Origin of the sequence: Burkholderia latens, from assembly GCF_902499045.1 — a bacterium.
GTDB lineage: Bacteria > Pseudomonadota > Gammaproteobacteria > Burkholderiales > Burkholderiaceae > Burkholderia > Burkholderia latens.
The window spans coordinates 62432-77242 of the sequence record NZ_CABVPL010000033.1 but is presented as its reverse complement, the minus strand read 5'-3'; the positions used below and the strand labels follow the sequence as shown (position 1 = coordinate 77242).

The following is a 14811-nucleotide window of genomic DNA, read 5'->3' as shown; positions in this document are numbered from 1 at the left end:
CGCACCGGCGTCGAGCCACGACGCGAAGCGCACGACCGACGCCGCCGCACGCGCGCCGAAGGAAGCCCCGGCCGCCGGCGGTTACGGCCCGCGTCTCGCGAAGGCGGCGGCCGCGCCGACCCACAAGCCGGCCGAGAAGGCCGCACTGGTGCGCCCGGCGCTGAACGGCGAGAAGCCGGCGCTGGCCGCGGCCGGCGGCTCCGACGACGACTGGGAGACCTTCTAAGCCATGCCGTCCGCGCGCGCACCGTTTCGATCCGATGCACCGGAAGCCTCGCCCCGCGCGGGCGAGCCGGGGCGCGACTTCGCGTTCACGGGCGCGGATTTCGCGCGCATCCGCGCGCTGATACATCAACGCGCCGGAATCTCGCTGTCCGAGCACAAGCGCGACATGGCGTACAGCCGGCTGGCCCGCCGGCTGCGGGCCCGCGGCCTCGACACGTTTCGCGATTACCTGGACCTGCTCGAGCAGGAAGACGATCCGCTCGAGTGGGAAGCGTTCACCAACTCGCTGACGACGAACCTGACCGCGTTCTTCCGCGAGTCGCATCATTTCCCGATCCTCGCCGAGTTCGTGAAGACGCGGCCGGCGCCGGTCTCGGTGTGGTGCTCGGCGGCGTCGACCGGCGAGGAGCCGTACTCGATCGCGATCACGCTGATCGAGGCGCTCGGCGAGTCGGCCGCGCGCGGCGCGTCGATTCTCGCGACCGACCTCGACACGCAGGTGCTCGCGAAGGCCGAGGCCGGCATCTACACGTACGACCAGGTCAAGCACCTGAGCCCCGAGCGGCTCAAGCGCTTCTTCCTGAAAGGCACCGGCGCGCAGGCCGGCCGCGTGAAGGTGCGCCCCGAACTGCGCGCGATGATCCGCTTCGAGCAGCTGAACCTGACCGATGCCGACTACGGGATCGGCAAGCCGTTCGACGCGATCTTCTGCCGCAACGTGATGATCTATTTCGACAAGCCGACGCAAGGGCAGGTGCTGTCGCGCTTCGAGCCGCTCGTGAAGCCGGGCGGGCTGCTGTTCGCCGGGCATTCGGAGAATTTCACGTACGTCACGCAGGCGTTCCGGCTGCGCGGGCAGACCGTGTACGAACTGACGCGCGATGCCGCGCAGGGCATGCGTGGGCGCGGTGCGGCCGCGCCGGCCGCGGTGCCGCCGCGCATGGCCGCACGCGTCGCGGGCGGCGCGCCCGCTTACGGAGAACGCGGATGAGCGCCCTGCCGATCGCGACCAATCGCTACTTCGACAATCACTTCGAACGCCCGGGCGTGAAGCTGCTGCCGAACGAGTTCTACATGACGTCCGAGGACATGGTGCTGATGACCGTGCTCGGCTCGTGCGTCGCCGCGTGTCTGCACGATCCGCTCGCCGGCATCGGCGGGATGAACCACTTCATGCTGCCCGACGACGGCGCGGACGCCGGCGCGGCCGCGTCCGACGCGATGCGCTACGGCGCGTACGCGATGGAAGTGCTGATCAACGAACTGATCAAGGCCGGCGGGCGCCGCGAGCGCATCGAGGCGAAGGTGTTCGGCGGCGCCGCCGTGCTGGCCGGGATGACGACGATCAACATCGGCGACCGCAACGCGGATTTCGTGCGCCGCTATCTGGCGCTCGAACGTATCCGGATCACCGCGGAGGATCTGCAGGGCGTGCATCCGCGCAAGGTCGCGTTCATGCCGCGCTCCGGCCGCGCGATGGTGAAGAAGCTGCGGCTGCAGGTGCCGGGCGTGACCGAGCGCGAAGCCGCGCTCGCGCGCGAGGCCGAGCGCCTGCGCGCCGCACGGCCGCGCGTGCACGTCGAGCTGTTCGCCGCGAAGCGGCCGGCCGCGCCGCCGCCGGCGCGCCCGCGCATCGAGCTGTTCGGCGCGCGCGGCGGCGCAGGCGCGCCCGCGGCCGGCGCGAAGACCGGCAGCCCTTATGCGGCCAACCTTTCGAGAAAGCAGGAGGCATGACCGCAGTGCAGAAGATCAAAGTGTTGTGCGTCGACGATTCGGCGCTGATCCGCAGCCTGATGACGGAGATCATCAACAGCCAGCCCGACATGACGGTGTGCGCGACCGCGCCCGATCCGCTCGTCGCGCGCGAACTCATCAAGCAGCACAACCCCGACGTGCTGACGCTGGACGTCGAAATGCCGCGCATGGACGGGCTCGACTTCCTCGAGAAGCTGATGCGCCTGCGGCCGATGCCGGTCGTGATGGTGTCGTCGCTGACCGAGCGCGGCTCGGAAATCACGCTGCGCGCGCTCGAACTCGGCGCGGTGGATTTCGTCACGAAGCCGCGCGTCGGCATTCGCGACGGCATGCTCGACTACGCGGAAAAGCTCGCGGACAAGATCCGCGCAGCGTCGCGCGCACGCGTGCGCCAGGCGCCGCAGCCGCAGGCCGCCGCGCGCACGGCGGGCGGCCAGCCGGCCGCGCCGATGGTCAACAACCCGCTCGTCAGTACCGAGAAGCTGATCATCATCGGCGCGTCGACGGGCGGCACCGAGGCGATCCGCGAGGTGCTGACGCCGCTGCCGCCGGATGCGCCGGCGGTGCTGATCGCGCAGCACATGCCGCCCGGCTTCACGAAATCGTTCGCGCAACGGTTGAACGGCCTGTGCCGGATCGCGGTGAAGGAAGCCGAGCACGGCGAGCGCGTGCTGCCGGGCCATGCGTACATCGCGCCCGGCCACGCGCACCTGCTGCTCGCGAGGAGCGGCGCGAACTACATCGCGCAGCTGTCCGACGAGCCGCCGGTGAACCGTCACCGGCCGTCGGTCGACGTGCTGTTCCGCTCGGCGGCGCAGCACGCGGGCAAGAACGCGATCGGCGTGATCCTCACGGGGATGGGCCGCGACGGCGCGGCCGGCCTGCTGGACATGAAGCGCGCGGGCGCTCACACGTTCGCGCAGGACGAGGCGAGCTGCATCGTGTTCGGGATGCCGCGCGAGGCGATCGCGCTCGGCGGCGCGGACGAGATTGCGCCGCTCGCCGAGATGAGCCGGCGCGTGATGGCGCGACTGGCGACGATGGGCGACCGCGTGCAGCGCGTCTGAATGAAATGTCACCGGGCACGTGCGATGCTGCGTGCCCCGACGGTAACGAATCTGCAAAGGAACGACGATGGACAAGAGCATGAAAATCCTGGTGGTGGACGACTTCCCGACGATGCGCCGGATCGTCCGCAACCTGCTGAAGGAACTGGGCTACACGAACGTCGACGAAGCCGAGGACGGCGCGGCCGGCCTCGCGCGGCTGCGCGGCGGCGGCTTCGACTTCGTGATCTCGGACTGGAACATGCCGAACCTCGACGGCCTCGCGATGCTGAAGGAAATCCGCGCCGACGCGACGCTCGCGCACCTGCCGGTGCTGATGGTCACGGCCGAGTCGAAGAAGGAGAACATCATCGCGGCCGCGCAGGCGGGCGCGAGCGGCTACGTCGTGAAGCCGTTCACGGCCGCGACGCTCGACGAGAAGCTGAACAAGATCATCGACAAGATGGCCAAGGCCGGGAGCTGAACGTGAACGAGCCGATCCATGCGGCGCTTGCCGGCGCGGCGGTCAATGCCGACGGCCATGCCGAAGGCGCCGATTACGCGAGCGACCGGATCCTCGCGCGCATCGGCCACGTCACGCGCACGCTGCGCGATTCGATGCGTGAACTCGGGCTGGACAAGCACGTCGAGCGCGCGGCCGAAGCCGTGCCCGACGCGCGCGACCGGCTGCGCTACGTCGCGACGATGACCGAGCAGGCGGCCGAGCGCGTGCTGAACGCGATCGAGATCGCGAAGCCGATGCAGGAGCGCATCCACAACGAGGCCGAGGCGCTCGACGCGCGCTGGGCGCAGTGGTACGCGGCGCCGATCGAGCACGCGGAAGTGCGCGAGCTGATGCACGACACGCGCACGTTCCTGCACGCGCTGCCCGAAGCCGCCTCCGCGACCAGCGCGCAGCTGCTCGAGATCATGCTCGCGCAGGACTTCCAGGACCTGACCGGGCAGGTGATCAAGAAGATCATGGACATGGTCTACCTGATCGAGCAGCAGTTGCTGACCGTGCTGGTCGAGAACATCGCGCCCGAGCGGCGCGAACAGTTCGCGGCGACTGCCGCCGCGCTCGCGGCCGAGCAGAAGATCAGCTCGACCGGCAGCCCCGAGTCGCTGCTGAACGGGCCGCAGATCGCGCCGGAAGGCAAGTCCGACGTCGTGCAGGACCAGGCGCAGGTCGACGACCTGCTCGCGAGCCTCGGTTTCTGATCCTGCGCGGCTGCATCGCATGACATCGGCGCCGCTCCCGTCGCGGAGCGGCCCGCTGCGCAGGGTTTCCTGCCGTATTCTCCTTCCCCTTCCCGTGCCCCGCGGCGTGCGTTCCGCACGTCATATTGCGGCGCGTCATGCTGCGACGAATTGACACTCTGACACACTCCGCAGGCATACTACGCGTCAGCAGCAACGAAGCGTCATCATTCTTAACACTTTCATTTGTTGACTGGCGGTGCCAGATGTGATGGCGGGCCGCAGGCCAACGAAGCCAGTCCCTTGGGGGGAACGTGAAGCTGAAACGCTTGGGCTGGGCCGTCGCGCACGCGGCGGCTGCAACGGGTGTGCTGTGGTCGGTTCACGCACACGCCGAACTGGGCGGCGCGCCGATGTCGCCGCCGGCGGACGATCAGGCCGCCACCGTGCGCGCAATGCAGCGCGCGATGCGCTCGGCCGACGGCGCGCAGGCGAACGCCGCCGCGTACACCGTCCGCGAGATCACGCTCGGATCGGGCACCGTCATCCACGAATACACGACCGCCGGCGGCACCGTGTTCGGCCTCGCGTGGCGCGGGCCGAGCATGCCCGACCTCGAGTCGCTGCTCGGCAGCTATTTCCCGCAGTACACCGCCGGCGTCCAGGCCGCGCATGCGGCGCGCGGCTGGCGCGCGCCGGTGTCCGTCGATACGACCGGGCTGGTGATCCGCACCGGCGGGCACATGGGCGCGTTCGCCGGCCAGGCATGGCTGCCGAAGGCGCTGCCGGCCGGGCTGACCGGCACCGACATCCAGTGACAGCGGGAGAGCGATCTTGAACATTCCTCGTACCTTCAAGCGCTGGCTCGGCCTGCTGAGCGTCGCGGCCGCGACGGCCGTGCTCGTGACCGCGTGCGGCGGCGGAGACGACAACAACGGCGGGGGCGGCGGCAACAACGGCGGCGGCTCCAGCGTGTCGGACGGCAATACGGCGAACACGGCCGTGATCACGGTCGGCACCGGCGTCGCGCACGTGATCAACATTCCGACCGTCAACGTGAAGATCTGCGCGCCGGGCACGTCGAACTGCCAGGTGGTCAGCAACGTGCTGGTCGACACCGCGTCGTACGGGCTGCGGCTCGTCGGCAGCGCCGTGTCGAGCGTGCTGAACAACCTGCCGCAGGTGACGAGCGGCGGTGCGCCGGTCGCCGAGTGCGGGAAGTTCGTGTCGAGCTACACGTGGGGCTCGGTGCGCACCGTCGATTTGTCGATCGGTACCGAGCAGGCGAATTCGCTGCCGGTGCAGATCATCGGTGATCTGGGTACGTCCAACGTGCCGGGCTCGTGCTCGAACAACGGCGCGAGAACGTCGGCCAATACCGCGAACGACCTCGGCGCAAACGGCATCCTCGGCATCGGGCCGGCGCCGCTCGATTGCGGCACGACCTGCGCGACGTCGACGTCGCCGACGTACAACAACTACTACGCGTGTCCGAACGGCAATTCGAGCTGCACGGTCGCGCTGGTGTCGGTCGCGCAGCAGGTCGCCAACCCGGTCCATCGCTTCGCGACCGACAACAACGGCGTGATCGTGCAGATGCCGAACATCTCGAACAGCGGGCAGGGCAGCGCGACGGGCCTGCTGACGTTCGGGATCGGCACGCAGAGCAACAACGCGCTCGCCGCGTCGACGGTGTTGACGTCGACGACGACCGGCGACGTGAACGCGACGTTCCTCGGCAACAGCGTGACCGCGTTTTTCGACACCGGCTCGAACGCGTACTTCTTCAACGATCAGGCGCAGACGAAGTGCTCGACCAACTCGCAGTTCTACTGCCCGTCGTCGCCGACCACCTATACGGCGACGCTGACTGGCAAGAACGGCACGTCCGGCAGCGTCTCGATGCCGGTCGTGAATGCCGATTCGGTGTTCGCGAATTCGTCGACGTTCGCGTTCAACGACATCGCAGGCCCGTTCGGCGCCGACGGCTGGCTCGATCTCGGGATGCCGCATTTCTACGGCAAGACGATCTACTTCGGAATGGACAAGACGTCGAGCGGCGGCGCGCAGCCTTACGTCGCGTTCTGAGCGTGCGCGAACCGTAGTGGCACGAAGGGGGCGAGCGATCGCCCCCTTTTTTCGCTTGCGGTTACGGACTACGGGCCGCCGCCGCGCGCCATCCCGTTACAGCGCCTACGATAGAAGACCGGCACCGGTGCCGGCACGACATCGAGGAGACAGCGCCATGAGCCAGCGTATTCAACGCATCACGCCGTTCCTGTGGTTCGACCGCGACGCCGAGGCGGCCGCGAACTTCTACGTGTCGGTGTTCGACGATGCGCGCATCGTGCACGTCGCTCGCTACGGCAAGTCCGGCGCGCAGGCGTCGGGGCAGGCCGAGGGCACGGTGATGACGGTGTCGTTCGAACTGGACGGACAGGCGTTTCTCGCGCTGAACGGCGGCCCGGCGTTTCCGCTCACGCCGGCCGTGTCGTTCGTCGTCAACTGCCGCGACCAGCACGAGATCGACCGCTACTGGGCCGCGCTGGCCGAAGGCGGCGACGAGCGCGCGCAGCAATGCGGGTGGCTGCGCGACCGCTTCGGCGTGTCGTGGCAGGTCGTGCCCGTGCAGATGCCCGAACTGATGGCCGGCGACCCGGCACGCGCCGAGCGCGTGATGGCGCAGGTGATGAAGATGAAGAAGCTCGATCTGCGCGTGCTGGAGCTGGCGGCGGCCGGTTAGCGCGGCATGCGGGGCGATTTCCGCGCCTGTTCTCCGCCGCCCGGTAAATCGCATGGCGAACGTTCGCGGCGATTATCGATCGCAACGCGTTTCATTCGCATGTAATCGAGCGATGGATTATCGCGCTGTTTATTTTGTCACGACCGGATGATTATTAAAATGACGTGACATGCCGGGCGGCGTCGCGGCATCCGGCCGTGGCAACAGGCTGTGCGCGCGATGTCGAAACGTGCGAAGCGCCCGGTGCGCGAAAACGTATGCAATGGGCTTGAATTCGAATTTATAATGCCCGCGTCGTTTTCGGGGTCGCCGATATAAAACATGAGGGCAATAACATGAATTTCACCGAAGCCATTCGTTCCGTATTCAATCAGTACGCGAAATTCGAAGGCCGCGCGCGCCGCGCGGAATACTGGTATTTCGCGCTGCTCACCGGCATCGTGTCGATCGCGTGCCAGGTGCTCGCCGCCGTCGGCCAGCAAACCGGCGCGATTTCGCTGCTGCTGGCAGTCGTCGCGCTGGTCGTGTCGCTTGCGCTGGTGCTGCCGAGCCTCGCGGTCACCGTCCGCCGGCTGCACGATACGGGCCGCTCGGGCTGGTTCCTGCTGATCGCGTTCATTCCGATCGTCGGCGGGATTCTGCTGCTTGTGTGGATGTGTTCGCGCGGCACCAACGGCCCGAACCGTTACGGCTCCGATCCGATTCCGGCGATCTGAGCGGCGGCCGTCCCCGCGCGCGACGGCGTCGCGCCCGGGGGCGGCACGATCCGCGTCGTGCGCTTCCCGCTTCAGCGCGCCATCGATTCACCGATTCCTCGCTTCACCGCCTCGCGCTTCATCCGCTTCGTCGCGTCGCTGCGCCACCGCGCCACCCGCGCCACCCGCGCCACCCGCGCCACCGCCTCCGCGACGACGTTTCCCACCCGCCGCCGCCGCCATTCCTGCGCGTTGCCACCCCCGCCGCACCGTCCCGCCCGATTCTCCGAAATACCCCCCTTTCCCGGCTTTGCTCGACCGATCGGCGTTTGACGCGCGCATGAATAATCGGTGTCACTGGAAAACGGCATTTCGCCGTACCCGACTGGAGGCCCCGTGGCAGACGAGAGCGATCTCGACAGAACCGAAGCCGCCACTCCGAGGCGCCGCGAGAAGGCGCGCGAGGAGGGGCAGGTCGCGCGTTCGCGCGAACTCGCTTCGTTCGCGCTGCTCGCGGCCGGGTTCTACGGCGCGTGGCTGCTCGCGGGTCCGTCGGGCGCTCATCTGCAGGCAATGCTGCGCGGCGCGTTCGCGTTCGATCGCGCGACCGCGTTCGACACGCACCGGATGCTGTCGGCGGCCGGCAGTGCGAGCGCCGAGGGTCTCGCCGCGCTGCTGCCGGTCCTCGCGCTCACCGGCCTCGCCGCGCTGCTCGCGCCGATGGCGCTCGGCGGCTGGCTGATCTCGCAGAAGACCTTCGAGCTGAAGTTCGACCGCCTGAACCCGATCGCCGGCCTCGGCCGGATGTTCTCGATCCAGGGGCCGATCCAGCTCGGGATGTCGCTCGCGAAGACGCTGGTCGTCGGCGGAATCGGCGGGATCGCGATCTGGCGCAGCAAGGACGAACTGCTCGGCCTCGCGACCCAGCCGCTCGGCTCCGCGCTTGCGGACGCGATGCATCTGGTCGCCGTGTGCTGCGGCACGACGGTCGCCGGGATGCTGGTGGTCGCCGCGCTCGACGTGCCTTACCAACTCTGGCAGTACAACAAGAAGTTGCGCATGACGAAGGAAGAAGTGAAGCGCGAGCATCGCGAGAACGAAGGCGATCCGCACGTGAAGGGCCGCATCCGCCAGCAGCAGCGCGCGATCGCGCGGCGCCGGATGATGGCCGCCGTGCCGAAGGCCGACGTGGTCGTCACGAACCCGACGCACTTCGCCGTCGCGCTGCAATACACGGACGGCGAGATGCGCGCGCCGAAGGTGGTCGCGAAGGGCGTGAACCTCGTCGCTGCGCGCATCCGCGAACTCGCGGCCGAACACAACGTGCCGCTGCTCGAAGCGCCGCCGCTCGCGCGGGCGCTGTATCACAACGTCGAACTCGAACGCGAGATTCCCGGCTCGCTGTACTCGGCCGTCGCCGAAGTGCTCGCGTGGGTCTACCAGCTGCGGCGCTTCCGCTCGGAAGGCGGCGCGTTCCCGGCTGCGCCGATCGATCTCGACGTGCCGGCCGACCTCGACAAGGGCGCGTCGGTGTCGGCCGACGACGAGCGTGAAGAAGCCGAAGACACGCTCGGCAAGCAAGGAAACGCAGCATGAGCACCCCGACCACCGGCCTGTTCGCGAAGCGCGCGAACCCGTTCGCGGGCACCAACCTGCGCGCGCTCGCGGGCCCGATCCTCATCTGCATGATCCTGGGGATGATGATCCTGCCGCTGCCGCCGCTGCTGCTGGATCTGCTGTTCACGTTCAACATCGCGCTGTCGGTGATGGTGCTGCTCGTCAGCATGTACACGATGAAGCCGCTCGACTTTGCCGCGTTCCCGAGCGTGCTGCTGTTCTCGACGCTCTTGCGCCTGTCGCTGAACGTCGCATCCACGCGCGTCGTGCTGCTCGAAGGCCATACCGGCCCCGACGCGGCCGGCCAGGTGATCGAGGCGTTCGGCCACTTCCTCGTCGGCGGCAACTTCGCGGTCGGCATCGTCGTGTTCGTGATCCTGATGATCATCAACTTCATGGTGATCACGAAGGGCGCGGGACGGATCGCCGAAGTGTCCGCGCGCTTCACGCTCGACGCGATGCCCGGCAAGCAGATGGCGATCGACGCCGACCTGAACGCGGGCCTCATCAACGAAGAACAGGCGCGCAAGCGGCGCCTCGCCGTATCGCAGGAAGCCGAGTTCTACGGGTCGATGGACGGCGCGTCGAAGTTCGTGCGCGGCGACGCGATCGCCGGGCTGATCATCATGGCGATCAACGTGATCGGCGGGCTGATCGTCGGGATGGTCCAGCACGACATGAGCTTCGCCGCGGCCGGCACCAACTACACGCTGCTGACGATCGGCGACGGCCTCGTCGCGCAGATCCCGTCGCTCGTGATTTCGACGGCTGCCGGCGTGATCGTGTCGCGCGTCGCGACCGACGAGGACATCGGCACGCAGATCACCGGCCAGCTGTTCACGAACCCGCGCGTGCTGACGATCACCGGCGCGATCATCGTGCTGATGGGGCTGATCCCGGGCATGCCGCACTTCGCGTTCCTGCTGCTCGGCGGCGGCGCGATCTGGCTGGCCCGCACGCAGACGCGCCGCGCGGCCGCCCGCGTCGCGGCCGGCGACGTGACCGAGATCGCGCCGCCCGCCGCGCTGCCGGGCGACAGCCACGAGGCGACCTGGGACGACGTGCAGCTGATCGACCCGCTCGGCCTCGAAGTCGGCTACCGGCTGATTCCGCTCGTCGACAAGAACAGCGACGGCGAGCTGCTCAAGCGCATCAAGAGCATCCGTAAGAAATTCGCGCAGGAAATCGGCTTCCTGCCGCCGGTGATCCACATCCGCGACAACCTCGAGCTGCGGCCGAACGCGTACCGGATCGCGCTGAAGGGCGTCGAGATCGGCGCGGGCGAAGTGTTTCCCGGCCAGTGGCTCGCGATCAACCCCGGCCAGGTGACGGCCGCGCTGCCGGGCGCCGCGACGCAGGATCCGGCGTTCGGGCTGCCGGCCGTGTGGATCGACGTCGCGCTGCGCGAGCAGGCGCAGGTGTACGGCTACACGGTCGTCGATGCGAGCACGGTCGTCGCGACGCACCTGAACCATCTGGTCGTCCAGCACGCGGCCGAACTGCTCGGCCGCCAGGAGGTGCAGTCGCTCGTCGAGCGCACCGGCAAGGATGCGCCGTCGCTCGTCGAGGACCTCGTGCCGAAGACGATCTCGCTCACCACGCTGCAGAAGGTGCTGCAGAACCTGCTCGAGGAAGGCGTGCCGATCCGCGACATGCGCACGATCCTCGAGGCCGTGTCCGAACACGCGGGCCGCGGCGACGCGTACGAGATCACCGCCGCGGTGCGGCTGGCGCTCGGCCGCGCGATCACGCAGCAGTGGTATCCGGGCGCGGGCGAGATGCAGGTGATGGGCCTCGATTCGAATCTCGAGCGCGTGCTGTCGCAGGCGCTCGCGACCGGCGCGAACCCGGGCCTCGAGCCCGGCCTTGCGCACAACCTTCTGACCGGCACGCAACAGGCGATGCTGCGTCAACAGAATCTCGGGCTGCCGCCGGTGCTGCTGGTGCAGCACGCGCTGCGCGCGATGCTCGCGCGTTTCCTGCGCCGCAGCCTGCCGCAACTGAAAGTGCTGTCGTATGCCGAAGTGCCGGACACACGCACGATCAAAGTCGTTAACGTCATCGGGGGTTCCGCTTGAACATTCGCAAATTCACCGGCGCGACGAGCCGCGACGCGCTTCGTCTCGTGCGAGAGGCATTGGGCGCCGACGCCGTCGTGCTGTCGAACCGCACGCTCGATGACGGCAGTGTCGAAATCGTCGCGCTCGCCGACTCCGATCTCGCCGCGGTCGCGCCGCCGGCCGCCGCGCGTCCGCGCACCATCGCGCCGCGCGGCACGGATTCCGTGCCGGCCGCCGCGGTGCCGGGCATCGTGTCGCGTCCGTCCGCCGCGCTCGCGCGCCCGGCCGTCAATCCATATGCGGCCGGCGAAGGCGGGCTGCCGGACGTGTTCTCGTCGGTGTTCGGCGCGAGCGCCGACACCGCGCAGCCGGCCGCGGAACCGGCTTCGTTCGACACCGGCGCCGACGCGCACACGCATGTAGCGGACCACGCAGCGGCGTCGTCCGCCGCGCTTGCGCCCGGTGCCGCCGCAGCGGCGGCCACGCCGCCCGCGGCGGCTTCCGAACCCGCGCCGTGGCTCGTCGAGCACGCGAAGCGCCTGACGCAGCAGCGCGAAGCGCTGATCGCCCGCGCGCAGGCCGCGTCGGCCGCGCCGCAGGCGCCGGTTCGCGCGCAGCAGGATGCCGCGTCCGCGACGCCGCCGAGCTGGGCGCGCGACATCGTGCGCGACGCCGAGCGCCGGATGCCGTCCGCGGCCCGCGCGACCGAAGCGAGCACCGCGAAGCCGGGCGACCGCGCGGCCGAGCGCACGCGCCTGTCCGCCGAAGCCGCCGCCGCGGTGGCCGACGCGGTGAACGCGCGAATCGAGCGCATCGTCAACAGCACGGTGATGCACGAGCTCGGCGCGATGCGCGGCATGATGGAGGAGCAGTTCGACAGCCTGATGTGGCACGACCGCCAGCGCCGCAGCCCCGTGCACGGCGCGCTGAGCAAGCACCTGTTCTCGGCGGGCTTTTCCGCGCAGCTGGTGCGCATGCTGGTCGACAACCTGCCGTCCGGCGACGGCGCGCAGACTTTCGAGCAGGCCGCCGAGTGGGCGCAGTCGGTGCTCGCGGCGAACCTGCCGGTGCTCGAAAGCGAGGACGCGCTGATGGAGCGCGGCGGGGTGTTCGCGCTGATGGGGCCGACCGGCGTCGGCAAGACGACCACGACCGCGAAGCTCGCCGCGCGCTGCGTGATGCGCTTCGGCGCGAGCAAGGTCGCGCTGCTGACCACCGACAGCTACCGGATCGGCGGCCACGAGCAGCTGCGCATCTTCGGCAAGATCCTCGGCGTGCCCGTGCACGCGGTGAAGGATGCGGGCGATCTCGAGCTCGCGCTGTCCGAGCTGCGCAACAAGCACATCGTGCTGATCGACACGATCGGCATGAGCCAGCGCGACCGCGCGCTGTCCGACCAGATCGCGATGCTGCATGGCGCGAACGCGCCGGTGCAGCGCCTGCTGCTGCTCAACGCGACGAGCCACGGCGACACGCTCAACGAGGTCGTCCAGGCGTACCGCAGCGCGGCCGAGTTTCCCGATCTCGCCGGCTGCATCCTGACCAAGCTCGACGAGGCGACCCACCTGGGCGGCGTGCTCGACACGGTGATCCGCTACAAGCTGCCGGTCCACTACGTGTCGACCGGCCAGAAGGTGCCGGAGAACCTGTACGTCGCTTCGACCCGATTCCTGCTGAAAAGCGCGTTCTGTGTGCCGCGCGACGGCTCGCCCTTCGTGCCGCAAGACGAGGACCTGCCGACGCTGCTCTCCGCACTGACCGCACGTTCCACCGCCGAGCTGCACGAGGTGCGATTTGGATAAACGGATCATCGACCAGGCCGAAGGGCTGCGGCGCCTGCTGGCCGGGCGCGCGTCGCGCATCGTCGCGGTGACGGGCGGGCCGGCCGGCGTCGGCTGCACGTCGACCGTCGTCAACGTCGCGGCCGCGCTGGCCGCGCTCGGCAAGGACGTGCTCGTCGTCGACGAGCGCGCGGACGTGCAGTCGGCCGCGGCGACGCTCGGCGGCGCGTGGCTGCGCGACGGCGAACGCACGCGCGTCGCGGCCGGCTTCGGGCTGTGCGCGGCCGCGCGGCTCGCGCGCGACGGCTACAGCGACACGCAACTGAGCGACTTCATCGACGGGCAGGCCGACATCGTGCTGGTCGACGCGCAGCTCGGCGCGGACGGCGGATTCTCGGCGCTTGCGCGCGAGGCGCACGACGTGCTGATCGTCACGCGGGTCGCCGCGCAGGCGATCACCGAGGCGTACGCGTGCATGAAGCGGCTGCATTTCGCGCATGCGGTCGCGCAGTTCCGCGTGCTCACCAATCAGGTCGGCAGCCACGCGGATGCGAAGACCGCGTTCGACAACCTCGCGGGCGTCGCGAGCCGCTACCTGGCGGTGTCGATTGCCGACGCCGGCTGCGTCAGCGCCGATCCGCTCGTCGAGCATGCGCGCGACCTGATGCACACCGCGGTCGACGCGTTTCCGTCGTCCGCGGCCGCGCGCGATTACCGGCAGATTGCCGCCGACCTGCTGTACTGGCCGATGCGCCCGGGCTCGGGCGCCGGCCGCGCGATGCACGCGGGCGGCAAGCCGTCTTACGAGGCGGGTGCGGCGCACGCCGCGTGAGCGCCACCGGAAGGAGAGAGCCATGATGTACAACGCTCAGGGAAAGATGACGCAGGCCGACGTGCTCGCGCAATACGCGCCGCTCGTGCGCCGCCTGGGGCTGCAACTCGTCGCGAAGATGCCGGCGAGTGTCGATCTCGACGACCTGATCCAGGCCGGCATGATCGGCCTGATGGACGCGGCCGGCCGCTACAAGGAAGACCAGGGCGCGCAGTTCGAGACCTACGCGACGCAGCGTATTCGCGGCGCCATGCTCGACGAGCTGCGCAGCAACGACTGGCTGCCGCGCAGCCTGCGCAAGACGTCGCGCGAGGTCGAGTACGCGGTGCACCAGGTCGAGCAGCAGCTCGGCCGTTCGGCGAGCGAGGCCGAGATCGCGGAGCATCTGAAGATGCCGCTCGACGAATACCAGGGGATGCTGCAGGACCTGCACGGCAGCCAGCTCATCTACTACGAGGATTTCGACCGCGCGGCCGACGACGAGCCGTTCCTCGACCGCTATCGCGTCGATCACGCCGATCCGTTGTCGGCGCTGCTCGACGAGCATCTGCGCGAGGCGCTCGTCGACGCGATCGACCGGCTGCCCGAGCGCGAGAAGCTGCTGATGTCGCTGTACTACGAGCGCGGGCTGAACCTGCGCGAGATCGGCGCGGTGCTCGAGGTCAGCGAGTCGCGCGTGTGCCAGTTGCACAGCCAGGCGGTTGCGCGCCTGCGTGCGCGGCTGCGCGAGCAGGCCTGGGTCGGCGCGGAGGACTGACCCTTTCATCGCCCCCACGCGCGCCGGCGCCGCGCGTGGCGCGTGGTGCGTGGTGCGTGGTGCGCACGGCGCACAATTCCCGCGCCGATTTGCTACAATC

Annotated in this window: 15 protein-coding genes and 1 pseudogene; 15 read left to right on the top strand and 1 reads right to left on the bottom strand. The window is 69.2% G+C overall.

The features are described 5' to 3' along the window. From BSE24067_RS21195 to BSE24067_RS21150, 10 genes and pseudogenes are all read left to right on the top strand, one after another. Nucleotides 1-226, top strand: a pseudogene (locus BSE24067_RS21195) (methyl-accepting chemotaxis protein); the annotation flags it as partial. Nucleotides 227-229: 3 nt separating this feature from the next. Further along, nucleotides 230-1216, top strand: coding sequence for a CheR family methyltransferase (locus BSE24067_RS21190; RefSeq protein ID WP_151068769.1), 987 nt, complete (start codon nucleotides 230-232; stop codon nucleotides 1214-1216). Further along, complete coding sequence (cheD, locus tag BSE24067_RS21185) at nucleotides 1213-1959, top strand: chemoreceptor glutamine deamidase CheD (protein ID WP_174904842.1); 747 nt, start codon at nucleotides 1213-1215, stop codon at nucleotides 1957-1959. Before BSE24067_RS21190 ends, cheD begins: the two co-directional genes overlap by 4 nt. Continuing rightward, nucleotides 1956-3047 (top strand): protein-glutamate methylesterase/protein-glutamine glutaminase, encoded by a 1092-nt coding sequence (locus BSE24067_RS21180; protein WP_151068492.1) that lies wholly within the window; start codon nucleotides 1956-1958, stop codon nucleotides 3045-3047. The genes cheD and BSE24067_RS21180 overlap by 4 nt, the downstream gene beginning before the upstream one ends. A 67-nt stretch (nucleotides 3048-3114) precedes the next feature. Continuing rightward, complete coding sequence (gene cheY, locus BSE24067_RS21175; RefSeq protein ID WP_151068493.1) at nucleotides 3115-3510, top strand: chemotaxis response regulator CheY; 396 nt, start codon at nucleotides 3115-3117, stop codon at nucleotides 3508-3510. 2 nt (nucleotides 3511-3512) lie between these two features. Continuing rightward, nucleotides 3513-4247, top strand: coding sequence for a protein phosphatase CheZ (gene cheZ, locus BSE24067_RS21170; RefSeq protein WP_151068494.1), 735 nt, complete (start codon nucleotides 3513-3515; stop codon nucleotides 4245-4247). A gap of 293 nt (nucleotides 4248-4540) precedes the next feature. Next, complete coding sequence (locus BSE24067_RS21165) at nucleotides 4541-5044, top strand: DUF2844 domain-containing protein (RefSeq protein WP_151068495.1); 504 nt, start codon at nucleotides 4541-4543, stop codon at nucleotides 5042-5044. A gap of 16 nt (nucleotides 5045-5060) precedes the next feature. Then, complete coding sequence (locus BSE24067_RS21160; RefSeq protein WP_151068496.1) at nucleotides 5061-6314, top strand: DUF3443 domain-containing protein; 1254 nt, start codon at nucleotides 5061-5063, stop codon at nucleotides 6312-6314. A 157-nt stretch (nucleotides 6315-6471) separates the two neighbouring features. Further along, nucleotides 6472-6969: a VOC family protein gene (locus BSE24067_RS21155; RefSeq protein ID WP_151068497.1), complete on the top strand. Its 498-nt coding sequence runs from the start codon at nucleotides 6472-6474 to the stop codon at nucleotides 6967-6969. A gap of 335 nt (nucleotides 6970-7304) precedes the next feature. Beyond that, nucleotides 7305-7685, top strand: coding sequence for a DUF805 domain-containing protein (locus tag BSE24067_RS21150; RefSeq protein WP_151068498.1), 381 nt, complete (start codon nucleotides 7305-7307; stop codon nucleotides 7683-7685). Between the two features lie 71 nt (nucleotides 7686-7756). Here the strand turns inward: BSE24067_RS21150 and BSE24067_RS32825 are convergent, their stop codons facing one another. Further along, nucleotides 7757-7891, bottom strand: a complete 135-nt coding sequence (locus BSE24067_RS32825; RefSeq protein WP_279612914.1) for a hypothetical protein — start codon at nucleotides 7889-7891, stop codon at nucleotides 7757-7759. Nucleotides 7892-8060: 169 nt separating this feature from the next. Here BSE24067_RS32825 and flhB point away from each other — a divergent pair, with 169 nt between their 5' ends. From flhB to BSE24067_RS21125, 5 genes are read left to right on the top strand one after another with little or no spacing between them, the layout of a single operon-like run. Further along, a complete protein-coding gene (flhB, locus tag BSE24067_RS21145; protein WP_151068500.1) occupies nucleotides 8061-9260 on the top strand; it encodes a flagellar biosynthesis protein FlhB in 1200 nt (399 codons plus the stop codon). Next, on the top strand, nucleotides 9257-11359 hold the full coding sequence (gene flhA / locus BSE24067_RS21140; RefSeq protein WP_151068501.1) for a flagellar biosynthesis protein FlhA: 2103 nt from the start codon (nucleotides 9257-9259) through the stop codon (nucleotides 11357-11359). The genes flhB and flhA overlap by 4 nt, the downstream gene beginning before the upstream one ends. Continuing rightward, nucleotides 11356-13143, top strand: a complete 1788-nt coding sequence (gene flhF, locus BSE24067_RS21135; protein WP_174904841.1) for a flagellar biosynthesis GTPase FlhF — start codon at nucleotides 11356-11358, stop codon at nucleotides 13141-13143. Before flhA ends, flhF begins: the two co-directional genes overlap by 4 nt. Then, nucleotides 13136-13954, top strand: coding sequence for a MinD/ParA family ATP-binding protein (locus tag BSE24067_RS21130; RefSeq protein ID WP_174904840.1), 819 nt, complete (start codon nucleotides 13136-13138; stop codon nucleotides 13952-13954). Before flhF ends, BSE24067_RS21130 begins: the two co-directional genes overlap by 8 nt. A gap of 22 nt (nucleotides 13955-13976) precedes the next feature. Continuing rightward, nucleotides 13977-14711 carry an RNA polymerase sigma factor FliA gene (locus BSE24067_RS21125; protein ID WP_151066495.1) on the top strand — a complete coding sequence of 245 codons (735 nt, stop codon included), beginning with the start codon at nucleotides 13977-13979 and terminating at the stop codon, nucleotides 14709-14711. The last annotated feature ends 100 nt before the right edge of the window (nucleotides 14712-14811 follow it).